General features: G+C 68.3%; 18 protein-coding genes. 4 read left to right on the top strand and 14 right to left on the bottom strand.

Features of this window, described 5'->3' with window-relative positions:
- Positions 1–11: 11 nt before the first annotated feature.
- The 13 genes from Psi02_RS14020 to Psi02_RS13960 form a co-directional block, all read right to left on the bottom strand.
- Positions 12–1,205: a CehA/McbA family metallohydrolase gene (locus tag Psi02_RS14020; RefSeq protein WP_239094874.1), complete on the bottom strand. Its 1,194-nt coding sequence runs from the start codon at positions 1,203–1,205 to the stop codon at positions 12–14.
- Positions 1,202–2,272, bottom strand: coding sequence for an ABC transporter ATP-binding protein (locus tag Psi02_RS14015; protein ID WP_203974217.1), 1,071 nt, complete (start codon positions 2,270–2,272; stop codon positions 1,202–1,204). The genes Psi02_RS14020 and Psi02_RS14015 overlap by 4 nt, the downstream gene beginning before the upstream one ends.
- Positions 2,272–3,090: a carbohydrate ABC transporter permease gene (locus Psi02_RS14010; RefSeq protein ID WP_203974215.1), complete on the bottom strand. Its 819-nt coding sequence runs from the start codon at positions 3,088–3,090 to the stop codon at positions 2,272–2,274. The genes Psi02_RS14015 and Psi02_RS14010 overlap by 1 nt, the downstream gene beginning before the upstream one ends.
- On the bottom strand, positions 3,087–4,013 hold the full coding sequence (locus tag Psi02_RS14005) for a carbohydrate ABC transporter permease (RefSeq protein WP_203974213.1): 927 nt from the start codon (positions 4,011–4,013) through the stop codon (positions 3,087–3,089). Before Psi02_RS14005 ends, Psi02_RS14010 begins: the two co-directional genes overlap by 4 nt.
- The gene (locus tag Psi02_RS14000) at positions 3,988–5,382 is read right to left on the bottom strand and encodes an extracellular solute-binding protein (protein ID WP_239094873.1); all 1,395 of its coding nucleotides are present in this window, start codon (positions 5,380–5,382) and stop codon (positions 3,988–3,990) included. The genes Psi02_RS14005 and Psi02_RS14000 overlap by 26 nt, the downstream gene beginning before the upstream one ends.
- Before the next feature lie 714 nt (positions 5,383–6,096).
- Positions 6,097–9,072: a glycoside hydrolase family 2 TIM barrel-domain containing protein gene (locus Psi02_RS13995; RefSeq protein ID WP_203974211.1), complete on the bottom strand. Its 2,976-nt coding sequence runs from the start codon at positions 9,070–9,072 to the stop codon at positions 6,097–6,099.
- Between the two features lie 38 nt (positions 9,073–9,110).
- Positions 9,111–11,837 (bottom strand): glycoside hydrolase family 38 N-terminal domain-containing protein, encoded by a 2,727-nt coding sequence (locus tag Psi02_RS13990; protein WP_203974209.1) that lies wholly within the window; start codon positions 11,835–11,837, stop codon positions 9,111–9,113.
- A 51-nt stretch (positions 11,838–11,888) separates the two neighbouring features.
- Positions 11,889–12,746, bottom strand: coding sequence for a carbohydrate ABC transporter permease (locus tag Psi02_RS13985; RefSeq protein WP_203974207.1), 858 nt, complete (start codon positions 12,744–12,746; stop codon positions 11,889–11,891).
- Positions 12,743–13,690 carry a carbohydrate ABC transporter permease gene (locus tag Psi02_RS13980; RefSeq protein WP_203974205.1) on the bottom strand — a complete coding sequence of 316 codons (948 nt, stop codon included), beginning with the start codon at positions 13,688–13,690 and terminating at the stop codon, positions 12,743–12,745. The genes Psi02_RS13985 and Psi02_RS13980 overlap by 4 nt, the downstream gene beginning before the upstream one ends.
- A 7-nt stretch (positions 13,691–13,697) precedes the next feature.
- Positions 13,698–15,050: an ABC transporter substrate-binding protein gene (locus Psi02_RS13975; protein WP_203974203.1), complete on the bottom strand. Its 1,353-nt coding sequence runs from the start codon at positions 15,048–15,050 to the stop codon at positions 13,698–13,700.
- A gap of 183 nt (positions 15,051–15,233) precedes the next feature.
- Positions 15,234–16,475 (bottom strand): ROK family transcriptional regulator, encoded by a 1,242-nt coding sequence (locus tag Psi02_RS13970; protein ID WP_203974201.1) that lies wholly within the window; start codon positions 16,473–16,475, stop codon positions 15,234–15,236.
- Between the two features lie 235 nt (positions 16,476–16,710).
- On the bottom strand, positions 16,711–17,547 hold the full coding sequence (locus tag Psi02_RS13965; RefSeq protein WP_203974199.1) for an SDR family oxidoreductase: 837 nt from the start codon (positions 17,545–17,547) through the stop codon (positions 16,711–16,713).
- A complete protein-coding gene (locus tag Psi02_RS13960; protein ID WP_203974197.1) occupies positions 17,544–17,831 on the bottom strand; it encodes an antibiotic biosynthesis monooxygenase family protein in 288 nt (95 codons plus the stop codon). Before Psi02_RS13960 ends, Psi02_RS13965 begins: the two co-directional genes overlap by 4 nt.
- Before the next feature lie 62 nt (positions 17,832–17,893).
- Here Psi02_RS13960 and Psi02_RS13955 point away from each other — a divergent pair, with 62 nt between their 5' ends.
- The 4 genes from Psi02_RS13955 to Psi02_RS13940 all read left to right on the top strand — a co-directional run bounded on the left by Psi02_RS13955 (position 17,894) and on the right by Psi02_RS13940 (position 21,827).
- Positions 17,894–18,346, top strand: a complete 453-nt coding sequence (locus tag Psi02_RS13955) for a MarR family winged helix-turn-helix transcriptional regulator (RefSeq protein ID WP_203974195.1) — start codon at positions 17,894–17,896, stop codon at positions 18,344–18,346.
- Between the two features lie 268 nt (positions 18,347–18,614).
- Positions 18,615–19,997: an FAD-binding oxidoreductase gene (locus tag Psi02_RS13950; protein ID WP_203974193.1), complete on the top strand. Its 1,383-nt coding sequence runs from the start codon at positions 18,615–18,617 to the stop codon at positions 19,995–19,997.
- Between the two features lie 59 nt (positions 19,998–20,056).
- Positions 20,057–20,683, top strand: coding sequence for a TetR/AcrR family transcriptional regulator (locus Psi02_RS13945; protein ID WP_275415192.1), 627 nt, complete (start codon positions 20,057–20,059; stop codon positions 20,681–20,683).
- A gap of 40 nt (positions 20,684–20,723) precedes the next feature.
- Positions 20,724–21,827 (top strand): GDSL-type esterase/lipase family protein, encoded by a 1,104-nt coding sequence (locus Psi02_RS13940; protein ID WP_203974189.1) that lies wholly within the window; start codon positions 20,724–20,726, stop codon positions 21,825–21,827.
- Between the two features lie 145 nt (positions 21,828–21,972).
- On the opposite strand, the gene Psi02_RS13935 is transcribed toward Psi02_RS13940, so the two are convergent.
- Positions 21,973–23,955 carry a phosphocholine-specific phospholipase C gene (locus Psi02_RS13935; RefSeq protein WP_203974187.1) on the bottom strand — a complete coding sequence of 661 codons (1,983 nt, stop codon included), beginning with the start codon at positions 23,953–23,955 and terminating at the stop codon, positions 21,973–21,975.
- Positions 23,956–23,963 lie beyond the last annotated feature (8 nt).

Below are 23,963 nucleotides of genomic sequence, written 5' to 3'. Positions count from 1 at the left end.
GCCGGCGCGTGTCACCCGCATATGGCCATGACCTCGTTCTCGTGCGTCTCCAGCCGATGCCGCCCCTCGCGCGCCGGGACGAGCACCCGCTCACCGCGGATCACCTGCCGGTCGCCGCCGGGACGGACCAGAATCAGCCCGTCGGCATCGAGCGCGAGCAGTTCACCGCCGAGCCTGAGGAGCAACGGCTCACCCGGGCCCGCCGAGATCGCGGTGCGTCCGGCGGCCACCGCCTCGAAGATCGCGCCGGTGTCCTCGGCCAGCACCCAGGTGGTGGGCTGGCCGGGCAGCCCGTCGTTGCCGACGATGTGGAAGTCACTGGCGCCGATCGCCACCAGGTCGGGGTGCCAGGCGTCGGCCCAGGCCAAGGGTGCGCCCCAGCGCCGGTCGAACCAGCCGGAATGCCACACCTCGGCGATGCGCGGCCGCTCGGCCACCGGCTGGAGCCAGGCGCAGTCACCCCCCAGCGGGTGATTGATCGAGATCAGTCCGCCCTCGCGGGCCGCGTGCCGCACCCAGGAGTCGACCGGCTCGCGGAAGTCGACCCAGCCGACGTCGCCGAAGACGTTGGCGTGGCCGCGGTCGGTGGTGACCTCCTGGCCGGGCAGCAGCGCGATGCCCCGATCCTTCCCGACGCCGGCCAGCCACGGGTGGTGGCTGGTCGTGTTGTGGTCGGTGACGGTGAGGAAGTCGAGCCCGCGGCCGGCGGCCAGCTCGGCCAGTTCCGGGATGGTCAGCGAGCCGTCGCTGTGCAGGGTGTGGGCATGGAAGTCGCCGGCGAACCAGTGCAGGCCATCGACGTCAGGGATGTCGCGGCGCGGCGGCCGCCCGCCGTGGGGCGGTTCGTCGGCAAGGGGCTGCGGAGGCACGGCCGTCCCGGTGGTGATCTCCAATGTGTAGTCGAGGCCCTGCGGCGGCACTCTGTGCAGTCGCAGCCACACCTGCCACGTGCCGTCCTCCAGCGGGCCCGGCAGATAGCCGGGCGTCGCCCACTCCTCGGTGATCGTGTACTCGTCCCGCGCCCCGCCGGACCAGCCGCGGAAGCCGGCCGGCGAGCCGCACCCGAGGTCGAGCACCCCGAGCGACCTGTCGAAGCGCAGCTTGACCGTCACCGCCCGAGTCCCGGCGGGCACCTCGAACGGCACCTCGCGCAGGATCCGCTCCAGTCTGTCGTCCAGGCTGCAGTGCCCGCGGATCACGGTCACGCCGGCACCAGTTCGCCGTCGCGGTAGATCAGGGCCCGATCGCGCCGTGGCAGTGCGTAACCCTCGTCGCCGATCAGCGGCTCGTGACCCTCAGGCACGACGGCCTGCACGAGCACCCCGTTGACGTCCAGAGTCACCAGATAGGACGCTCCCAGGTTCTCCACGATCGACACGTTTCCGCCCAGCGAGCCGTCCACGGGCCCGGCCGAGTAGACGTTGTACTCGGGACGCACGCCGTAAACGATCTTCTCCCCGTCGTGCAGCAGGCCTTCGGCCGACTGCGGGACCGCCAGCTTGCAGCCCGACACCTCCAGGGTGTCGCCACGGACGACCCCGTCGAGCAGGTTCATCGGAGTCGAGCCGATGAATCCGGCGACGAAGGTGTTCGCGGGACGCTGGAACACCTCGGCGGGGGTGCCGATCTGGCGGATGTGCCCGGACTCCATGACGGCCATCCGGTCGGCCATGGCCAGGGCCTCGGCCTGGTCGTGGGTGACGAAGACGGTGGTCACGCCGAGTTCGTGCTGGAGCTTCTTGAGGAACGTGCGCGCCTCGAGGCGCAGCCTGGCGTCCAGGTTGGACAGCGGCTCGTCGAACAGGAACGCCTGGGCCTGCGTCGCCATGACGCGGGCCAGCGCGACGCGCTGCTGCTGACCGCCGGACAGCTGGCCGGGGCGCCGATCCATGAGTTGCTCCAGGCCGAGCCTGGCGCCGACCTCGGCGGCCTTCTGCTGGCGGGCCGCCTTGCCGACCTTCTTGATGCGCAGCGGGTAGGCGATGTTGTCCGTGACGTTCATGTGCGGAAAGAGCGCGTAGTCCTGGAAGACCATGGCGATGTCCCTGGCGCCCGGCTGGAGACCCGTCACGTCGCGGTCGCCGATGACGACGGCCCCTCCCGTGGCGGTCTCCAGCCCGGCGATCGTGCGCAGCAGCGTGGTCTTGCCGCAGCCGGACGGGCCGAGCAGGGCGAAGAACTCACCGTCGGGGATGGCCAGGTCCAGCGAGTCGAGCGCCTTCACTCCCCCGGGATAGACCTTGGTCAGGCCCCGCAGTTCGATTGCGGACATCAGCGCTTGATCCCTCCGTGGAAGCGGAAGCCGTACTTCTTGCTTACGAACAGGTACATGAGCACCACAGGCACCGAGTAGAGCAGGCCGAATGTGGCCAGCAGCTTGATGTTGGCCTGGCCGCCCTCGGTGTACAGCGTGTACATGATGACCGCGGCAGGCTGCTTTTCCACGTCGCTGAGCAGCAGATACGGCATCAGGAAGTTGCCCCACACGTTGGCCACGGCCCAGACGGCGATGGTGGCCAGGCCCGGCCGTACGAGGGGGACGACGACGTGGCGGACGATCTGCAGCGGCGAGGCCCCGAAGACGCGGGCCGACTCCTCGTAGGACTTCGGCGTCGAGTCCATGAAGTCCTTCATCATGAAGATGGCCGCCGGCAGCAGGCCGCCGGTCATGATGAGGATCAGCCCGAGCTGCGAGTCGATCAGATGGAGCTCGACCGCCAACTGGAACAGCGGCACCATGGCGGCCGTTCCCGTGATGATCGACGAGAGCAGCAGCAGCGTGTAGAGCAGCGCGTCACGGCCCGGCAGCCGGACCCGGCTGAGCGCGTACGCGGCCAGGGCCGCGAACACGACCACCAGTACGGCGGTGCCCGCGGCCAGCACGACCGAGTTCCACAGCGAGCCGAGGGCGTAGGGGTTGTCGAGAATCGCCCGGAAGTTCTCGGACGTGAAGTCGGGCAACCGCACCTGGTACGTCGGATCCGACGTGAACGGCGCGGATGCCAGCCACAGCAGCGGAACGGTGAAGAAGGCCAGCAGCACGGCGATCAGTACGTAGAAGCCGATCCGGTGCAGCACGAACCGTGTCATTTCTTACTCCGCAACAGCCGCAGGTAGAACACCGCCACGACCAGATTGATCAGCAGGATGACGGTGGAGACGGCGGCGCCGTAGCCCAGCTCGCCGCCTTGCAGCGCCACCTGGTAGACGTGTACGGCCAGCACCTCGGTCTTGCCGTCGGGCCCGCCGGCGGTGAGCAGGAACGGTGTGAAGTCGTTGAACGTCCACAGGCTGATCAGCAGCAGGTTGGTCAGCACGTGTCCCCTGATGTGCGGGAACACCACGTCACGGAGCTGCTGCCAGCCGGAGGCCCCGGCCAGCCGGGCGCTCTCCAGGTGGGACGGCGGCACGTTGCCGAGCGCCGCGCCGTACAACATCATCGAGAAGGCGGCACCGCGCCAGGTGTTGAAGACGATGATCGACAACATCGGGTGGTCGAGCAGCGGCGCGAAGTCCTGCGAGTGGAGCAGCGTGTTGAGGGTGCCGTCGTCACGGTCGAGCAGCGCCACCCACAGAAACGAGACGACGGCGCTGGGCAGGATCCACGCGAGGATGACCAGCCCCTCCACGATCCGCTTGAGCGGGCCGGTGCGGTCGCGCATGATCCAGGCGAGCAGGAAGCCGAGGACGACCTGCCCGATGACGGCCGAGCCGAGCACGAACTCGAACGTCAGCCAGGTCGAATTCCAGAACTCCGGGTCCGTCAGCGCCTTGACGAAGTTGTCGAACCCGACCGACTGGGGCGCGGCGGCGGCCGCGCCGGTGAGGCGGTAGTTCGACAGGCCGAGGTAGAGCACCCAGAGCGCGGGGAACACGAGGAAGAGCGAAATGAGCGCCAGAGCCGGCGCGACGAACGCGCCCGCCCTCAGCCTGCCCAGGCCCGCCGCGTCCGCGCTGTAGCGGCGGGCCTTCGCGTCGTCGAGAACCTCAGGAGGCAACGTTGCCTGCGCCACCGACGATTCCTTCGAGCTTCGCCTGATAGTCGGCGGCGGCCTGGTCGGGCGTCTTGCCGCTGACCACTTCGGCGGTGGCCTCCTGGAGCGCCACGGACACCTGCGTGTAGGCGGCGACCGGCGGCCGGAAGGCCGTGAGCGGCACCACCTTGTCGGAGATGTAGGTCAGCAGCGGCTCGGCCGAGAGGATCTCCTTGTTGACGTCGGTGCGCGGGGTGATGCGCACGTTGCCGTTCTTGGTCTCCTCCTTCAGCCCGTCGGGCGACAGCGTGAACGCCGCCAGTTCGAACGCCTCCTTCGGGTGGGCGCTGTTCGGGTTGACCGCGCGCAGCGCGCCGCCCGACATGCTCACGAAGTCCTGGCCGTTGATGCCCTTGCCGGGCTCCTCGGCCGGGATGAGGGCGTAGCCGACGCTCTGGTCCCGGTCGGCCATCTTGGCCACGCCGGTCTCGGGGTTGAGCACGCCACGCCAGAGGTAGTCGCTCTCCAGGAGGATGCCGATCTCGTTGCCGGCGAACTGCTGGAAGGACTTGTCGCGGCCCTTGGCCTCCTGCTGGAGCTTGGGGTCGCCGAGGCCGCTGCCGCCGTAGATCTTCTCGTAGAAGCCGAGGGCGTCCTTGAGCGGCTGGGACGCGCCGGTCCACTTGCCGTCCTGCTGCAACTGGCCGCCCGCGCCCGCGAGGAGCGGGAGGACGCCCTGCATGGTGGTGGCCTCGCCCATCGCGGTGCCGGCGTTGATCTGAATCGGCACCGGCACGCCGGCCGCCTTCAGCTTGTCGCCGGCGTCGAGGATCTCCTGCCAGCTCTTGGGCTGCCAGTCGGCCGGCAGTCCGGCCTTCTGGAAGAGGGTCTTGTTGAAGTAGAGGACCCGTCCGTCGGTGCCGACCGGCAGGGCGTACTTCCTGCCGTTGTAGGTGGCCAGGCCCTGGACGGACTGAGGAATCTGCGCCCAGCCGTCCCAGTTGTCGGCGTCGGCGCCGACCACGTCGGACAGCGGCTTGAGGTAGCCGGCCTCGGCGAACTCACCGGCCCAGATGCCGTCGAGGTCGAAGACGTCCGCGCCCTTACCCGACTTGAGGTCGAGGGACAGCTTGGTCTTGTACTGCTCGTCGTCGACACCGCTCGGGACGAACTTGACCTTGACGGTCTTTCCCTTCGCCTTCTCGGCGGCCTCGAACTTCGGGATCACCCAGTTGGTGATGTAGTCGGCCGCGGCCGCGTTCTTGCCACCCGCGATGGAGTTCTGCGCGATCGTGAGCTCGATCGTGTCCCCGCTGCCGCCATCGGACGACTGACCGCAACCGGTGAGCCCCAGCCCCGACGCGACGACGACCACGGCCGCGCCCATCAACCTATTCCGTAACCTCATGTAACGCCTCCGACGCATCCCATAACCAGGAGGAACTTTGCCAATATGTCATGTCATATTCATGACGTGAAGACTTGTCATAATCGGTTGCACAGCTGAAACTCACATGCAACAGAGAAGAAATCTTCCGCTCCTGAGGGACGGTCTTCCTAAAGGCGCCACCACCCACGTTCGCCCAGCTCATACCTCATATCTCAAAGCTCCGGAGCGCTGAATCACGCCGGCGGCCCGGGGCCGTGCCGGGTGACGATCGCGTGACTCCGGCGGGCATCGATGCCACGGCGGCCGCGGTCACCACGACGGTTCTCCGCCGCGGCGAGCGGACGCGGACGTCTCGTCCGGGTTCTGCGGGCGGTGTCGTCCGGGCCCCGCCATCGGAGTGCGGGCCGGGGGCGCCGACCTGCCCGGGAGTGAAATGCCGAGCAATGGCCGGCCGGGTGAGGATGACGTCGCGCGGATGCGTTTCTTCGAGCCGAAGATGGAGCGCCAGGGACTTTTCGCAGGTCCCCGTCCTCGCTTCTGGTGAGACGTGCGCGTGAACCATTGGGACGAACTCCTCGTGATGGCGATTCTCACGCCACAATGGGCGCCTTTGTCCCATTTCCGGCCTTCTCCGACACGAGCATCGAGGTGCGGGCCGAGATGCTGGACGAGGCCCGGCCTCCACGGCGCTGCGACACTCGAGCGGCGCCGTGGAGGGAGTGGACCGCGTGGCTAACCTCCTGCGATGCGCAGCCGGATCGTGCGAGCTTCAGGGCGAAGCGCGAACTCCGGCCACACATCCGGCCCACAGGCCCGTGAGCCGAGCCCGTGCTGGGCCGCATCGACGATCAGGTGACTCGTCGTCGAATCCGGCAGCTCGAATGGGTGTCCCGCCTGTGCGATCTGCTGCGGGGTGTGGCGGCTGAGCGTGAAGCCGGGGCGACGTCCGCGCGTGTCCGGGAACGTCACGATGCGCAGCACCCCGGCGCCGGCACTCGTCAGCGTCAGCTGCCGCAGGTGGGAGCGGTGCCCCGTCTCCTGGGGTCGCGCGTAGTCGACGGACAGGTCGCGGATGGTCGAGGAGAAACGGCCGGTACGTGCCGCGCGGAGACTGTCAGGGTAGGACTCGAGCGGGCCGAGGCCGAACCATTCGGCGCCGTCGACGGGAGCGGCGCCATCGGGCAGATCGAAACGAATCCCGATCCGCGGCCACACTGTCAGCCAGCCCCTCGAGGGCTCGATCTCGACACGCAACTCGAGTTCGCCGCCCACGAGCGACCAGACCGACTCCACGATCACCGACAGGGCGGAGTTCGCCGCCGAGACCTTGGAGATCGTTCGCAGGGCGTCCGCGCTGCGCTCCACGGACAGCAGCCGAGTGGTCAGCCGGTCGAGACCGTCGCGACGCCACAGCTCGGCATTGGAAACGCCCGCGACGCTCGCGTCGCTCTCCTCGACCTCCTGGGTCGCGCCTTCGTCGTTGTCGGTCGGGGCGCGGAACAGTTCCAACCGCGGGCCCGCCACAGCACGGCCGGCGAGGCGCACGAGGGACCCGTCGACGAACTCGGCGATTCCGAGCGCCAGCGTTCCGTCGCTCGGCCGCCAGTCGGTTTCGCGCCGGACGGCAGGCACGGGACGTCGCGTCGAGCGGTCCAGCTGGGCGGTCGCGATCACATGCCCGTCGCGCGCCCACGCGGTCTCGGCGGCCAGTACCGCGTCGATGGTGAGCCACGTCTCCGCGTCCTGCGCCACCGGGATCCGTGGAAGCGGCACACGTGCCGACTCGCCCGCCGCCACGACGGGGACCTCCATGTCCCCGGAATCCACGAGTGTCCCGTCGTGCTCGACACGCCAGTGGAAGCGCAGGTCAGAGGTGTCAGCCGAGTGCCGCAGGTTGGCGATCGCGACTTCGTCGCCGTCGAAGGTGAAGCGGACCGGCTGCACGACCGCCTTGTACTCGTGGAGGCTGGGAGTCGGGACGTCGTCGCTCAAGAGCATGCCGTCCATCACGAAGTTGCCGTCGTGAACGACCTCTCCGAAGTCGCCACCGTACGCGTAGAAGGGCGTCCCATCCGGGGTCGTCGTCAGGATGCCGTGATCGCGCCATTCCCAGATGAAGCCGCCGTGCAGCCGCGGGTGCTCGTGCACGAGCGCCTCGTACTGGTCGAGCGCTCCCGGCCCGTTGCCCATCGCGTGGGCGTACTCGCAGAGCAGGAACGGCTTGGTGCGCTGCCGAGCGCCCTGCGCGGGAGTGCAGTTCAGCAGCGGCGCGCGTGAGCCGTCGGTTCCGATCTGCTCGGTCTCGAGCACCGACGAGTACATACGCGAGTAGACGTCGGTGTATTCGCCGGCGTGGTCACCTTCGTAGTGCACAGGTCGCCCGGCGTCGCGGGCGTGGACCCACGCCGACATCGCCGCGAGGTTGGTGCCGGTTCCCGCCTCGTTGCCGAGCGACCAGATCACGATGCTGGGGTGGTTCTTGTCTCGCTCGACGGTGCGCCGGATGCGGTCGAGGTACGCCTCACGCCACGCCGGGTCATCACTGGGATTGCCGACCCAGCCGAGCTTGTCGAAGCCGTGCGTCTCGAGATCGCATTCGAGGACGACCCAGAATCCGAGTTCGTCGGCGAGGTCGAGCAGCCGTGGATGCGGTGGGTAGTGGCTGGTGCGGATCGCGTTCACGTTGAACCGCTTCATCCGGGCCAGGTCCTCGCGGGCGTGCTCCTCGTCGAAGACGCGTCCGCGCTCGGGGTGGGTCTCGTGGCGGTTCATCCCGTGGAACACGACGCGGCGGCCGTTGACCAGGAACCGGTCGCCGCGGATCTCGACCGTGCGGAAGCCCACCCGCAGGGCGATGCTCTCCGCGGCCGTCGACACGGTGACGTCGTACAGGCGAGGCCGCTCGGCCGACCAGGGCTCCACGCCGTCGACGTCGAGCGGGGCCACGTCGGCCGCCGTCGCCCAGACCTGCTCGACGCCGAGTTCAGGAAGGCGGAGGGTGACCGGGAACGCCGCCGCGTCGGCGGTGACCTCCGTCTCGACCTGCCCGCGCCCATTGTCGAACCCGGTTCGCAGCCAGACGTCCTCGATGCCTCCGGCCGGCCGGGCGATCACGGTGACGTCGCGGAAGATGCCGGGCAGCCACCACTGGTCCTGGTCTTCGACGTAGCTGGCCGCCGACCACTGGTGCACGCGCACGGAGACGACGTTGTCGCCCGGGCGTACGGACGACGTCACGTCGAATTCGTGGGCGAGCCTGCTGCCGCTGGCGCTGCCGATCTCGTCGCCGTTCACCCACACCTTGAAGAGCGACTCGACACCGTCGAACCGCAGCACGACGCGCTCGGCCTCCGACCAGTCGGCGGGCACCTCGAAGTGGCGGCGGTAGTCGCCGGTGGGGTTCTCGTCGGGCACATGGGGCGGGTCGATCGGGAACGGGAACTGCACGTTCGTGTAGATCGGCCGACCGTAGGCTCCGTCACCCCGGAGCACCCAGTGCGAGGGCACCGGGATGTCGTCCCAGCCGGTGTCGTCGAAGCCTTCGGCCGCGAAATCCTCCGCCACCGACGCCGTCGGCGACAGGCGGAAACGCCAGAGCCCGTTCAGCGAACGAGAGGGAGCGTCGGAGTGCAGCCACGACCGCGCAGCGCGCAGCGCGCCTCGTTCTGGCGCGGTGTCCGAGACGTACGCGGAATGTTGGGAGGGCACGAGGTCACAACTCTTTCTCGATGACAAAGGGATGTCGCCTACCGGACCACGACCGTCCGGATCTCCCACGGGCCGAGGGCGAGTTCGAGTCCGTCCGCGGCAGGCGTCGTGGAGAGCGGCCGGCCGAGCAGGTCGACCGTGGTGGCTTCGGTGAACGCGCCGGTCATGCGGGCGGTCGATCCCGTGTCGCTCATCGCGACCAACCGCACCTCGGTGCCGGCCCCGCGATCGTCGTCGGCGACGCGGCGGATGCTCGAGACGAGGATGTCCGAACCGTCGACCCGCACGCCGGTCGCGTCGGGGAGAAGCTGACCTTCGGCGGGCGCGGTCCCGCGGACGACCAGCACGTCATTGCGGAAGTCTTCGGCGAGAGCGACCGCGTTCGCGCCCTGCCAGCCGGTCGCCGAGGGCACCACGGCGAAACGGTTCTCGATGCGCACGCCGAGATCTTGCGCGCCCGGGGCGGGGATCTCGCTCGCCGCGGGCTCGTCACGGAGTGGATGGATGTTGACGCTGATCGAGCCGATCGCGCGCAGCAGCGTGATGGCGAGTTCGGAGCCGTCGCCGACGAGTTCGTACTCGGTGGCGTGGTCGAGCAGTACGTTGGCGGCGCCGGCCGACACGAACGTGCTCGCGGGGAAGGTCGGGATCGGGTATTCGCCCCAACCGCCCTCGGCGGTGAGCCCACGCTCGGTGACGGCGAACTGCCCGGCGGACGCGGACACGGTCACCGGCTCGGGCAGCGGCACGTGGAAACGCAGGCGGTGGTCGGCGGACTGGTTCAGGAACGACGTGGAGACGCGCACGAACGGCTCACATGCGCGCACCTCCACGAGCGTCTCCACCGGGGTCGGCACGGTCTCGCTGTTGCGAAGGTCGCGCTCGGAGGAGAGCGCGGTGGGCCATTCGTAGACGCGGGTGACACGCATCCGCGAGCGCAGCGGGCCGCTCTCGAGGAGTTCGACGGCGACCTCCGCCGGCTCCGACACGAGCACATCCCGTCCCGGCGGAGCGTAGTTGTAACTGTCGCCGCGGTCACCGCCGTCGACGAGGCGGCCGACTCCGTGCAGCACGGTCCCGTCGGCCCCGATCACGTCCAGCGTGCCGTCGGCGGCGATCGCGACCTCGACCAGTCCGTTCGCAAGGGTGCGGCCCGTCGCCGTCGCGGGTGCGAACGTCGTCGACGGTGCGGTCCGGTCGCTCGGTTCGACCCGGAAACTCGCAAGCCCGGAGGCGGGGACGTCCACGGGCACGAGCGCGGTCGCGCGAGCTTCCTCCAGCGTCAGCACCCTCCACTCCCCCGGATGCGCGGCGGCCGCGGCGGCGACCTCCCTGCGCAGGATCAGCAGGTCGAACGGTCCGCTGGTCGGCACCTCCGCGAGGTGGAAGACGAGCGACCCCGGGGTGAGTTCGTAATGGTCGATCAGGCGGCCGAAGAGCTCGCGGCGGTGGATGCGGCGCAACACGCGTTCGAGCTGCGAGGCGTCCATGCGCTCGTCGCTGAGCACGGTCGGGGCCTGGGAGGTCAGCTGCACGGGACGCGCCGAGCCGTCGGCGGCGGTCGCGACCAGAACGGTCCCCTCGGGCGGGGCCACGACATCCACCTCGACCGATGTCGTACGCGGGAACGGCAGCGGGTTGGCGACCAGGTAGCCGTCGCTCGGCACCAGGGCGGCGGGCTCGGCGAGGGCCGCGTCCCGGACCGCCCGTGCGGCGTGCGTGGCCTCGGCGAGACGCGCTTCGACCTGATCGGAGGTCTCGTCGGTGCCGGAGCCGACGACCGAGTCGTGCGCGGACGACTCGATGATCTTGTGCCACGCGAGCGAGAGGAACGGTGAGTCGTCGCGCCGGGACCACAGGGCGTTCACCCGCTCGGCGTGGTCGATGGTGCGCTCGGCGACGGCCATCCGCTGCTTGAGCGCGAGCCGTACGGACAGCACGCCCGGGAGGATGTTGCCGCGCACGTGGCTGCGCAGCTCGCCGGTGACGACGGTGGAGACCTCGTCGCGCACGTGCTTGCGGATGTACTCGTCGAGCGTCGCGATGGTGATGGCGCGCTCGTCGCTGGACGCGCGCCGCAGCCAGGTCGCAAGTTGCGGGTCGGGCGCGTTGTGGTCGGTGCCGGCCATCGCGAGCACCGGGTCGCCGCCCCACCGCTCGACCGTCATCTCCGCGTACTCGCCGAGCGCGCGGCCGATCTGGTCGGGCACCAGCAAGACGTCGAGGCCGTTGTCGTAGCCGTCGAAGAGGAACTCGGTGCGCACTTCAGAGCCGTCGGGGGCACGCCAGCGGAAGGCGTGACCGTCGACGGAGCCAGGAACACCGCGCCACAGCGCCGCGTGCTCGATTCCGGCGCGCGCCAGGATCTGCGGCATCTGCGCGACGTGGCCGAACATGTCCGGCAGGTAGCCGATGGGCATCGAGCCACCGAGGTCCGCCGCCGCCGCCCATCCCATCTGCAGGTTGCGCACGATGGTCTCGCCGGAGCACAGGAACTCGTCGAGCAGGATGAGCCACGGCCCGATGGCCAGCCGGCCGCCGGCGACCAGGGCCGCGACCCGATCGCGGTTCTCCGGCCGCATCTCCAGGTAGTCCTCGATCGCGGCCATCTGCCCGTCGACGGTGAACCGGAAGTCCGGGTTCGCCTCGGCCGTCTCCAGCACGGTGTCGAGTGCGGTGACAAGCCGGTGCCGGAACACCTGGAAAGGCTCGTACCATTCCCGGTCCCAGTGGAAATGGGGCACGAAGACGGCGGAGTTCTGCATGAGGAGAGAGGACCTTCTTTTGATGGGACGTGGGAGAGCGAAGAAACGTGACTACTTGATCGAGCCCGAGGCGAGCCCGGTGCGCCAGAACCGCTGCAGGAGGATGAACACGATGATCACGGGCACGATCGAGATCAGCGCGCCGGTGATCACGGATTCCTGAAGGAGCGAGACGCGGGCGGTCTGACCGTTCCACTCGTAGAGGCCGAGCGTGATCGGGAAGAGCGACTCCTTCTGCAGCATCACCATCGGCAGGAAGAAGTTGTTCCAGATGCCGACGAACTGGAACAGAAAGATCGTCACCAGCGACGGCGTCAGCAGCTTGAGCGCCACCGAGAAGAACGTGCGGAACTCACCGGCGCCGTCCAGGCGCGCCGACTCGAGGATCTCCTCGGGGACGGCGGCGGCCGTGAAGATGCGGGCGAGATAGACGCCGAACGGGCTGACGATGCTGGGCAGGAACACCGCGAGGTAGGTGTTGACGATCCCGGTCGCCGAGAACAGAAGGAACAGCGGGAGCGCGAGCGCGGTGGTGGGAACCAGGACGCCGCCGAGGATGACGGAGAACAGGAACTCGCGGCCCCGGAACTTGAACTTGGCGAGCGCGTAGCCGCACAGCGCGGAGATCAGGGTTCCGACGGCCGCGCCCAGCACCGCGTAAATCACGCTGTTCAGCGCCCACCGTCCGAAGATGCCGTCGCTGCGGCTGAACAGGGTGCCCAGATTCTTGAACAGGTCGAAGTGCGAGAACGCCAGTCCGAAGGTGGAGGCGAGGTCGCCCTGCGGTTTCGTCGCCGCGACGATCAGGAAGTAGATCGGCAGCAGGAAGTAGATCGCCAGGAGGAACATCAGAGCCATGACGGCCGTACGGCTGACGCGGCTTTCGCGGATCGGGGTCTGGTTGCTCACAGTCCGGCCCTCTTCGAGGTCAGTCGCATGAACCCGAAGCTCAAAACGAAGGTGACGACGGCGATGACCACGGAGATCGCCGCTGCCTGCTGGTAGTTGTTCCCGGAGGCCACCGCATACGCGAGCATGTTCGGCGTGAACGTGCTCGAGATGTTCGAGGAGATCTGGCGCAGCACGGCCGGCTCGCCGTAGAGCTGCAGCGTGCCGATGATCGAGAACACCGTGGTGAGGATGATCGACGGGGCGATGATCGGGACCTTGATCTTCCACGCGATCGCCCAGTTGCTCGCACCGTCGAGCTTGGCGGCTTCGTAGAGCTCCTGCGGGATCGCCTGCAGCGCCGAGAACATGATCAGCATGTTGTAGCCGGTCCACAGCCAGGTGGAGACGTTCGCCGCCGACCACAGCACGGCGCCCGGGCCGAGGAAGTCGGGCTGGAGGCCGATGGCTTTCAGCACGTCGACGACGGGGCTGAGCTGCGGCGAGTAGAGGAACGACCACATGATCGCGGCAATGACGCCGGGCACGGCGTACGGCATGAACGCCGCGATGCGGAAGAACGCCTTCAGCTTCAGCAAGGGAGTGTCGAGCAGCAGCGCCATGATCAGCGCGACGAACAGCATGACCGGCACCTGCACGATGCCGAACAGTCCGATGCGCCCGATGCTGTTCCAGAACTCCGTGTTCTGGAACACCTGCACGTACTGGTCGAAACCGCCGAAGGTCGTGTACGACGTGCCGTACTGGCCACCGGTCCGGCGCACGACGAGGAAGCTCTGCCCGATCGCGTAGGCGATCGGCACCAGGTAGAACAGCACGAACGGAAGGAAGAACGGGATCAGGAACGCGATGATGGTGCCCGCCCGGGGGCCGCCGCCGTTGTGACGACTGCGGCCTCCGGTCGTTGCCACCACGCGGGTCCCGCGGGTTGCGATGTCAGTCATGCTGAGGTCAGTTGCCCGCGACAGCCGGGATCGCCTGATCCTGCATCGACTTCAGCGCGGCCGCCTGGGCGGCCGTGAGTGCGTCTGCGAGCTTGCCGTCGCCGGCCGCCGCCTTGGCCAACGCATCCTGAAGCGCCAGGTTCACCGTCTTCTGGGTGGGCCCCCAGGTGAAGCTGGTGTCGATGTTCTTGGACGAGTCGGCGAAGACGTCGAAGATCTTCTCGTTGTTGTAGTACGGCACACCCTCCGCGAGCGCGGGAAGCGCCGAGCCGGCGGTGGCCGCCGGGTAGAGGCCGCCCAGCTTGTTCTCCAGCGCGAGGGCTTCCGGGTCGGTGTTCAGCCAGGAGTTGAACTTGACCGACTCGTACAGGTGCGTGTTGCCCTTCATGAACGCGACGGTGGATCCGCCCCAGTCGCCGGACGCGGCGCTCGAGCCCCAGGTCGGCATCGGGACGATCGTCCACTTGCCGGACTGGTCGGGCAGGTTGTCGCGGAACATGCTGTAGCCCCAGGCGGCGCCGACGTAGGTGGCGATCTGGTTCTTCTGGTACGCGGCGTACATCGGGGTGGAACCGTGGGCGAGGTCGGTGCGGACGAGCTTGGCGTCGATCAGCTTCTGCCAGTACTCGGCGACCTGCTTGCTCTGGTCGGACTCGACGGTGACGTGCCACTTGTCGCCGGAGTAGCCGTACATCTCGGCGTTGTTCTGCCAGAGGAGCCCGTTGAACCACTCGGCGTTGTTCGGGTCGAAGAACGTGATACTGAGGTTGGGGTCCGCGTCGTGGAGCTTCTGCGCGTCCGCCGCGTACTCGTCCCAGGTCTTGGGGATCTCGAGGTCGTGCTTCTTGAAGATGTCGCTGCGCACGTAGAGGGCCATCGGGCCGGTGTCCTGCGGGAAGGCGAACACGCCGGTGTCGCCGAAGCTGGTCTGCGACCAGGTCCACGGCACGAACTTCGACTTGGCCGCGGTGGCGTCCGCGCAGGCCGAGGCGTCCACGAAGGCGTTCTGGGTGCGCAGGTCGGGGAGCTCGTCGTAACCGACCTGAGCGAGCTCCGGCGCCTTGCCCGCCTTGAGGGCGTTGCCGATGGTGCCGTACTGGTCGTTGGAGATGTTCTTCATCTCCACCTGGATGTTCGGGTTGTTCTTGTTCCACAGGGCGACGACCTGGTCCATGCCCGGAACGGTGTTCCAGTACTGGAGGGTGACGTTGCCCTTCGCCGGCTCACAGGCGGCAGCGGGTGCGGCTGCGGCCGCGTCACCCGACGGGGCGGGCGACGAGCACGCGGCGAGTCCGGCGATACTGGCTGCCGCGGCGACGACGGCACCCGCGAGGCGGATGCGCGTGGCTGTGTTGCTCATATTTTCCTCAGAGAACGACTAGCGACGGCGCTAGACGGGTCGACGTTGACACCTCAGGCAAGTGGATGCCATCCGGTTGGGTGGACGAAACGCACGGTGCCGGTTCGAGCGCCGAGCTCCGTGGCGGGAATTAGCAAATCATGTTGTCTAATTGCCCGCAACACTTTGTGAGGACAAAGTTGCTCATTCCGCCGCGAGGAGCAGGGCGGACGGCCGGGGCGAGAAGGTGTTGTCGAGCACGAGAGTCGCGGCTCCGACGGCGGCGACGTCGACGGGGATCGCGGACTGGGCGAACCGGACGGGGTGCGGCGGGATCAGGGCGGGATCGCTGCGCACCGCATCCGGCAGCGCTTCGAGGATCACCGGGGAGACGCGCGCCCAGAACGGCCCGCCGAAGATGACCTCGTCGATGTCGAGAAGGTTCACGATCACCACGATCGCGCGCGCCAGAGAACGTGCGGCGTCGGTCAGAATCGCGTTCGCCTCGGGATTCCCGTTGGCGGCGAGGTCCGCCAGCCTGCTGAACGCCGCATCCACGTCGACCATGTGCTCGAGGTTGCCGGCCTCGGCCACCGAGAGCACGCCGTCGAGCACCGCGCGTTCGACGAGCGCCCGCGGAACGGTGATGTACCCGACGCAGCCGCGCCGGCCGCAGGTGCACACCGGACCTTCGGGGTCGACGGTGATGTGGCCCGCGTCGCCCGCATTGGAGCTGATGCCGCGGACGACCTCACCCGACACCGACAGGCCGGTGCCGAGACCGGTGCCGTAGTACATGAACGCGAAGTCGCGGCTGCTGCCGGGGCCCGCGAACCACAGCTCGGCGACGACCGCGGCCGTCGTGTCCTTCTCCAGCAGCACGGGCAGGCCGGTCGCCTCGGCGAGCGCGCGCCGCAAGGCCACGCGATGCCAGTTGGGCATCATCGGCGGGTTCAAGAGCACGCCGTCGTCGACGTTCACCGGGCCGGGCGACGCGATGCCGATACCGAGGATGCGGGACCTGTCGACGGCGGAACCCGCGATGAGCGCCTCGATCGCGTTCGCCATCTCGTCGATGATCGCGCTCGGGTCTCCCGCGGTGGGGGTGCCGGTGCGCGAGTGGTCCCTGACCGTGCCGGACAGGTCGACGAGCACGTAGGTCACCGCTGCGGGATCGATGTGCACCCCGACTGCGAAACCGCCGCTCGGGTTCAGTTTGACGACCGCCGCCGGCTTGCCGGGGCCGCTCGTGCGGGTGCCGTGCTCGTCGACGAGACCGGCATCGAGAAGGCGCCGGCAGACCTTCGTCACCGTCATCCCGCTCAGGGCGGTCAGTGCGGCGAGTTCGGACCGGGTGATCCCCTCCGGGCGCCGGCGGATGGCGTCGAGGACTACCGTCTGGTTGTACTCACCGACGGCGGGAAGGTTTGTTCCCGTGCGATCCAAGGCTGATCTCCCCACGCGCTGTGGCCCGTCGAAAGCCTAGCGGTTTGGACTGAGTGGAAATCGAACGCTACGTCGCGATGACGATTGGTTTCGCCCTGGACGGCGTGCCCGTCCCCGTCCTGCACCGCCGTCTCCGCGGCAGGCATCCACGCCGGCGTCTCAGCCTTCACCTCTGCCCGCTACGACGTGGCGGGCCGGTGCGGCCGGCCCGGAAGACCGGGCCGGTGGTGCGGCCTCATCCGCCGATCTGGTCGGCGTAGTCGCGGGCGAACTGGGCGAACGTCGTGCCCGGACGGCCCGTCACGGCGGTGTACGTGGGCGTGGTGTAGTCGCCCCAGCCCGCGTCGTAGGCCTTCAGGTACTCCCGGGTGACCTCCGCGTCCCACTCCTTCATCCCGGCCTTCAGCAGCACGGGGTAGGCGTCGTCCGGGCTCATCGGCTGGTAGGTGATCGGCCTGCCGTACACCTCCGACAGCGTGTCCGTCATGTCCCTGAGTCTGATCGCCTCCGGTCCGGTGACCGTGTAGGTTTCCCCCTGGTGGCGCGCGGGGTCACGGAGCACGACGGCGGCGAAGTCGGCGATGTCCCGCACGTCGATCATGCCGATCCGGCCCTCGCCCGGAGCACCGTAGAAGGTGCCGCCGTCGACCGAGCCGAGAATGTTCTGCATGAAGAACGCCGGGCGGACGACGGTCCAGCCGAGCCCCGAGGCCGCGAGCTCGATGTCCGAGAGGGCGTGCAGCCGGCCGTTGCGGGTCGGCGCGTCGTGCCCCGCGCCGATGGCCGACATGCGGACGATGTGCCGCACGCCCGCCTTCTTGGCCGCCCAGAGTGCGTTGCTGCTGGCGTGCGTGGAGTCCGGGCCCATGGCGGTCAGCTGCCACACCGTGTCCACGCCCTCGAACGCCTGGTCCAAAGTCTCCGGGTGGTGGAGGTCGCCGACCGCCACCTCGACACCTGACGGCGCCTTGGCCCTGTCACGTACCAGCAGGCGAAGGTCCGCCGTGCCCCGCAGCGAGCGCAGTACCTCTTTGGAGACGGTGCCGTTGGCACCGGTGATCAGGATGGTCATCGCAATGTCCCCTCTTCCGTGGAAACGAGTTCGTCGATCAAGGCGAAAAAGGCCTGGATTCCCGGCAGATTGCCGCCCTTGGTGCGGGAGGCCGCGAAGTCGGCCGGCGAGCGCCACTCCACGATGTCCAGCCATTCGCCGTCGGGCAGTTGAACGAGCTGGGCGCCGAGGAACCCGTCCCGATCGGCCTGGAAGTCCGCGACCATCCCGCCACGGGCGGCCAGAAGGTCCGCCGCGTGCTCGGGAGAGACGCGGAACCTGGTGATTTCCACTGTCGTCGTCATGCCATGACGATATAGTAAGAATTAGTGACGGTCAAAATTAGTGACTAAATGCGAGGAGTGCAGTGCGTAGGAGCGAGCGCAAGCGTGAGGTGCCCGACCTGGGGATCCTGTCCAGCCGGACGCTGTTCAGCGTGCAGAAGGAGCTGTTCTCTCGGCTGTCGGAGACGGGGCACTCACAGGTCAGGCCGCGGCACGGGGCCGTGCTGGCCTACCTGGACGTGGAGGGCAGCCGGGCCTCCGACCTGGCCGCACAGTCGGGCCAGCACAAGCAGGTGATCGGCACCCTGGTGGACGAACTCGTGGCGCTCGGGTACGTGGAGCGACAGCCGGATCCCGCCGACCGCAGGGCCAAACTCATCGTGCCCACCGAGCTGGGCCGCGATCACATGGTGAAGTCGGACGCCATCCTCGTGGAGATGGAGGCCGAGCACGCACGGGCGGTCGGCGAGGAGGCGTACGCGGAGTTCAAGCGCGTGTTCCAACTGGTCGCCGAACGCCAGACCAGGACGAAGTGACCGTTACCGCCTCACGGTGGCACTGTCCCCCGACGTACCGGTCCGGGGTTGAGGACGCACGCAAAATCGGTATCGTGGTACCGTATTGTTATGCTGATCGTGTAGCGGTCGGCTGGAACACAACACAGGGCGGTCGACAAGGACCGCAGATCGCATGCCGGGCCCCCACACATCTGCCGGGCAACAGACGACTGCCTCCGACCCGCCTTTGGTCATCGGCACCCGGCTCGCACCGGCTCCCGCAAGACAAGATCAGAAAGACATCGCCATGCCCCTCCATTCGAGTTCCCCGCTGCTCTCATCCGTCAAAGGGCCCGTCCTCTTCCCGGAAGACGACGGTTTCGCCGACGAGGTGTCGGTGTTCAACATGACCGTCGCTCATCGCCCGCGCGTGATCATCGGCGCCACCGACGTCGCGGACGTCCAGGCGGCGGTGAACTTCGCCAGGGATCAGGATCTCCCCGTCGCGGTCCTCAACACCGGGCACGGTCCTTCTGTGTCCGTTCCCGGTGAAGCCGTCATGATCACCACACGTCGCATGACGGAGGTGAGCATCGACAGTGCGGCGAAGACCGCCCGGGTCGAAGCCGGCGTCCGCTGGGGTCAGGTGGTGCAAGAGGCCGCCAAGGTCGGACTCGCGCCCCTCGCCGGCTCCTCACCGCAGGTCGGTGTCGTCGGTTACACGCTCGGCGGCGGGGTGAGCATCGCACTGGGGCGGGCCTTGGGCTACGCGGCCGACCATGTCCTGGCGATCGACGTCGTGACCGCGGATGGCCGGCTCCGCCATGTCACACCGCATTCCGACGCGGAGTTGTTCTTCGCCCTGCGTGGCGGGAAGGGCAACTTCGGCGTCGTCACCGCGATGGAGTTCAGCCTGTTCCCTGTGACGGAACTGTACGCCGGGGCGCTGCACTTCCCGGGTGAGAACGCACGAGCCGTGCTCCAGGCCTACCAGCGGTTCACTGCCACGGCGCCCGACGATCTGACTTCGTCGATCGTCTTCCTGCGCGCGCCCGACCTGCCGTTCATTCCCGACTTCATGCGCGGAAGGCTCACCGTCTCCGTACGGATCTCCTACCTGGGCTCGGCACACGACGGCGAAACACTGGTCGGCCCGTTGCGGGCGGCCGCGCCGGTACTCGCCGACACCATGACCATGATGCCCGCCGCGCACATCGCTTCCATCACCAATGATCCGACCGAACCGGGCGCCGCCGTGGAGCATTTCGCCGTGCTCGACGCATGGTCCCCGTCAGCCATGGAAACGATCCTGGAGGTCGCCGGACCGGATTCCGGCTCGGACATCACCATGGTCAACCTGACGCATCTCGGCGGCGCGCTCGCGTTGGCTCCGGAGTGGGCCAACGCGGTGGGACGGCGTGACGCAGCTTACGCCGCGTTCGCGTTGACAGCGGTCGCGCCCGGCGATGAGGGCGGCCGCAAGGACATGGGCCTGGAACTGATCGACAGGCTCGCCGCGTCTGGAGGTGGCCGGAAGCACCCCAGTTACCTCTCGCCGGCCGACGCCTCCATCGAGAGCGTACGGCTGGCGTACGACGAGGCGACCTATGAGCGGCTGCAGGCGGCGAAGACCACGTACGACCCGCGCAACGTGTTCCGTTACAACCACAACATCCCGCCCCTGGCATAGCCGTGGAACGCCCACCCACGGGTTTTGACCGCCACCAGGCATGAAAGTATGGTACGGCCATGCCTATAGCGAATCGGAAACGGCGTGCGGGCGGGGAGAAACGGACTCTCGTCCTGGATGCCGTAACAGATGTGCTCGCCGAACGCGGCTATGAGAACACCCGTTTCGCCGACGTGTCGGCTGCCAGCGGTGTCGCGATCAGCACGCTGCAGAATTACTTCGGTTCGCGTGAGGACATGGTCATCGAGGCCATGGGCCTTTCCGTCGATCGGGAGGTGGCAGCCCTGGAAGCAGTGGCCGCCGCCGAACGTGATCCATGGGAGCGGCTGGTCGCCATGATCGATCGGAGCCTGGATAATTCCGATCGCACGCGTCGGATGCTCGTCGAATTCTGGCGGTCCGCAATGCGGGACGACGAACTTCACGCGTACAGCACGACAGTGCAACAGCGCTACCGGGCGCCCTTTCTCACCGCCGTGAGGGAAGGCGGTGAGCAGGGCGAATTCACCCTCACCCGTGGACCCGACGACGTGACGGACTTCCTGCTGTCCGCCCTGACCGGCGCCGTCATCTCCCGGGTCCTCCACCATCCCACGCCGGCGCCCGCCGACTACCGTGGAGTTCTGCTGGCCCAACTCCGCTTGATGCTGGGACTCCATGGTGCGAGCCCCGCGACTCGCCGGTGAGAACCTCCACAACTCACGCGAGGATGAAAGAGCAGCGAGCATGATTTGGACCGCCGGCTTCCGCACCGCAGTGATCAGTCCCTACGGGCGGATCCAGTTCACCCGACCGCGCGGCTTCGCCGACCAGACGGTGCGCCAGGTGCTCCACATGGCCGGCGGAGGAGAACTTCTCCGCGTACGCCTGACGAACCGCTACGGCCGCACCCCCTTGACGATCGCCGCCGCGACGGCCGCCACCGAGCACGGGTTGGCCGCCCTCGCCTTCGACGGCGCCGAGAGGCTCACCATCCCGCCGGGAGCAGAGGCCGTCAGTGATCCGGCGGATCTGTCCATCGCCTCCGGCGACGACCTGGTCCTCAGCCTTTATCTCCCTGAGAAGACAGGTCCGGCCGCCTATTCCCACATGCCGATGGAGACCGCTCACATCGTCGGTGGCAACCGCGTCACGTCTCCCCTACTGCCCGAGGCTGAGCAGGTGGAAGCCAGGTTCTACGTCTCAGGCGTCGACGTGCTCACCCCGGACGACACCGCGATCGCCGTGGCGTTCGGAGACTCCTGGTTCGAAGGGGTCGGCACGACGACCGGCGCGAACAACCGCTCCGTCGACTTCCTCAACCGGCGCCTGAAGCGGGGATGGGTCGTCAACCAGGGCATCGCCGGAAACCGCCTCCTCAGGAACGAGGTCGGCGAGCACGCGCTGGCGCGCTTCGACCGCGACGTTCTCTCGATTCCCGGCCTGACCCACGTCCTGGTGCACTTCGGCATAAACGACCTCGTCCTCCCCGGCATGACCGGCGAGCCTCCCACCAGCTCCGACGCCCTCATCGAAGGCTTCAAGGCCCTGGCCCACCGCGCTCACCAGGCCGACCTGAAGATCCTCGCCGCCACCATCGGCCCCTTCGCGGGCGCCGGCTCCCCCGGGTTCAGTACCCCTGCGGCCCTCGCGGCTCGACGCGAGGTGAACGACTGGATCCGTACCACCGGCACTTTCGACGCCGTCTTCGATGTGGCCCGAGCTGTCGCGGACCCCGAAGACCCCGACTACATCCACCCCGCCCTGGACAGCGGTGACGGCATGCACCTCAACGACAAGGGCGCCCAAGCCATGGCCGACGCCGTAGACCTGGAAACCCTCGCCCTCTAGAAACCTCGTCCCGTGACCACCGAGGACCGTGCCGATCGCATGCGGCACGTCCCCCACCGCGGTCCCGCCCATGACGAGCGGGACCGGGCACGGTGTCGGCCACCGCGCCCGGTCCCGCCTGCCGTACGGTCAGACCGATGGACGGTCAGACCTGGTGCACGGTGCCCGCGTAGCGCTGGGCGAAGCGGGTGCCGGTGCTCGCGGTGACGGTGAAGTCGTACCGGCCGTCATCGGTCCGCCACGTCGTCTCGGTGTGCCGGCCGGGCCCGACCCAGACCGTCTGCGCCTTGCCGGCGAAGTCGTTCGGCGTGATCGTGAAGGCGACCTCGGTGCCGCCGTCGTTGACCAGATTCAGCTCGATCGAGGCCTTCTCCGGGCGCCCCATGTGCCGCAGCTTCGCCTCCACGGACGGCACCGCCACGTCGTCCTGACCGTCCCGCACGACCGTGCCGGAGAAGCGCCGGACGAAGCCGTCGGCCCCCTGCACGGTGAAGTCGTACCGGCCGTCGGTCTTCGTGGTGTCCCACACGTAGGTGCGCGACGAGCGCGGCGGGACCGTGAACGGCGTGCCGACGAAGGGCAGCGCGATGTTCGGGAGCACCGTGAAGTGGAAGCCGACCGTGCCGCTGTTGGTCAGCTTGCAGGTGACCTTGCCGCTCTCCCGGTCCACCGAGACGTCCGCCCAGGGCTGGTAGGGCAGCGGGCGGTGCGGACGGTCCCCCGGCTCCTGTACGGCCATGGCCTGCTGGCCGGCCGCCGGAACCTTCACCCCGGGCAGCGAGTTGTTCGCGTCGGCCTTGGCCATCAGCGCCACCGTGTCGGGCAGCCGGGGGATGCTGTAGTCCGGCCTGGTGAAGTCGAAGCAGCTCGTGAGGTCGCCGCAGACCGTGCGCCGCCAGTCGGAGATGTTCGGCTCCTTCACGCCGGTGACGTGCTCGAGGAAGCGCAGCACCGACGTGTGGTCGAAGACCTGGGAGTTGACCCAGCCGCCGCGCGACCACGGCGAGACGGCCCACAGCGGGACCCGGCTGCCGAGCCCGATCGACTTGCCCCCGGCGAACTCGTCCGGCGTGCCCGGCTCGGGGAACGGCGGGATGACGTGGTCGAAGTACCCGTCGTTCTCGTCGTACATCAGCAGGAAGACGGTGTGCTTCCACACGTCGGGGTTGGAGAACAGCGACTGCAGCGCGGTGTTCACCCAGTGGGCGCCGTAGTCGGGGCTGGCCGCCGGGTGCTCGCAGAACAGGTACGGCGCCACCAGCCACGAGACCGTGGGCAGGGTGCCGTCCTTGCAGTGCTGGTCGAACGCCGTCAGGTCGAACTTCGTCATCGCGTTGATGTACCGCGGGTCGTCCTTCGGGAACGCGTGGAACTGCTTGAAGTACGACAGGGCGTTGTCGTCGTAGTCGCCGTTGCGGTCGTCGGAGCCGTCCGGGTTGTGGTAGACGCGCCAGGTGACGCCGGCCTCCTCCAGCCGCTCGGCGTACGTCGTCCAGTCGGCCACCGGGTTGTCCGTGACCGGCGTGTTGTCGGTCCAAGGGCCGGTAGTGCCGTCCACGCCGGGGCCGGCCGTGCCGGTCCACAGGTAGAGCCGGTTGGGGTCGGTGGGCCCGTTCAGGGAGCAGAAGTAGCCGTCGGCCAAGGTGAAGGCGTCGGCCAGCGCGTACTGGTAGGGGATGTCCTCACGCGTGAAGTACCCCATGGTCCGCTCGCCCTTGGCGTTGACCCACTTGTCCATGGCGCCGCCGTCGACGGCCGTGTGACCGGTGTCCCAGTCGTGCGGCAGGCCGCCCGCGTTCTGCGCGTTGTACTTGGTGGTGTCCATCCGGAAAGGCAGCAGATGCCCCTCCGGACGCCCGCGGTCGGGCTGCTGGAACACCGAATCACCGTTGGGGAAGACCAGCGCCTGACGGTCGCCGAAGCCCCGCGCCCCGCTCAGGGTGCCGAAGTAGTGGTCGAAGCTGCGGTTCTCCTGCATCAGGATCACGACGTGCTTCACGTCGGCGATGCTTCCGTGGTCGTGTCCGTGGTCGGAGGCTTCGGCCGTGCCCGTCATGGCGGGCAGGGCCGCCACCGCTCCGGCCGCCGCGGTGGCGCCGATGAAGGCGCGACGACTGATGTCACTCATTTGGGGAT

Source organism: Planotetraspora silvatica, assembly GCF_016863315.1.
Classification (GTDB): domain Bacteria; phylum Actinomycetota; class Actinomycetes; order Streptosporangiales; family Streptosporangiaceae; genus Planotetraspora; species Planotetraspora silvatica.
This window is presented reverse-complemented; position numbering and strand designations above follow the sequence as displayed.

Coding starts and splice junctions, on each gene's coding strand:
- Psi02_RS14015 (WP_203974217.1), bottom strand. CDS start 2,272: ATGTCCGCAATCGAACTGCGGGGCCTGACCAAGGTCTATCCCGGGGGA.
- Psi02_RS14010 (WP_203974215.1), bottom strand. CDS start 3,090: ATGACACGGTTCGTGCTGCACCGGATCGGCTTCTACGTACTGATCGCC.
- Psi02_RS14000 (WP_239094873.1), bottom strand. CDS start 5,382: ATGAGGTTACGGAATAGGTTGATGGGCGCGGCCGTGGTCGTCGTCGCG.
- Psi02_RS13990 (WP_203974209.1), bottom strand. CDS start 11,837: ATGCAGAACTCCGCCGTCTTCGTGCCCCATTTCCACTGGGACCGGGAA.
- Psi02_RS13980 (WP_203974205.1), bottom strand. CDS start 13,690: ATGACTGACATCGCAACCCGCGGGACCCGCGTGGTGGCAACGACCGGA.
- Psi02_RS13975 (WP_203974203.1), bottom strand. CDS start 15,050: ATGAGCAACACAGCCACGCGCATCCGCCTCGCGGGTGCCGTCGTCGCC.
- Psi02_RS13965 (WP_203974199.1), bottom strand. CDS start 17,547: ATGACCATCCTGATCACCGGTGCCAACGGCACCGTCTCCAAAGAGGTA.
- Psi02_RS13960 (WP_203974197.1), bottom strand. CDS start 17,831: ATGACGACGACAGTGGAAATCACCAGGTTCCGCGTCTCTCCCGAGCAC.
- Psi02_RS13950 (WP_203974193.1), top strand. CDS start 18,615: ATGCCCCTCCATTCGAGTTCCCCGCTGCTCTCATCCGTCAAAGGGCCC.
- Psi02_RS13945 (WP_275415192.1), top strand. CDS start 20,057: ATGCCTATAGCGAATCGGAAACGGCGTGCGGGCGGGGAGAAACGGACT.
- Psi02_RS13940 (WP_203974189.1), top strand. CDS start 20,724: ATGATTTGGACCGCCGGCTTCCGCACCGCAGTGATCAGTCCCTACGGG.
- Psi02_RS13935 (WP_203974187.1), bottom strand. CDS start 23,955: ATGAGTGACATCAGTCGTCGCGCCTTCATCGGCGCCACCGCGGCGGCC.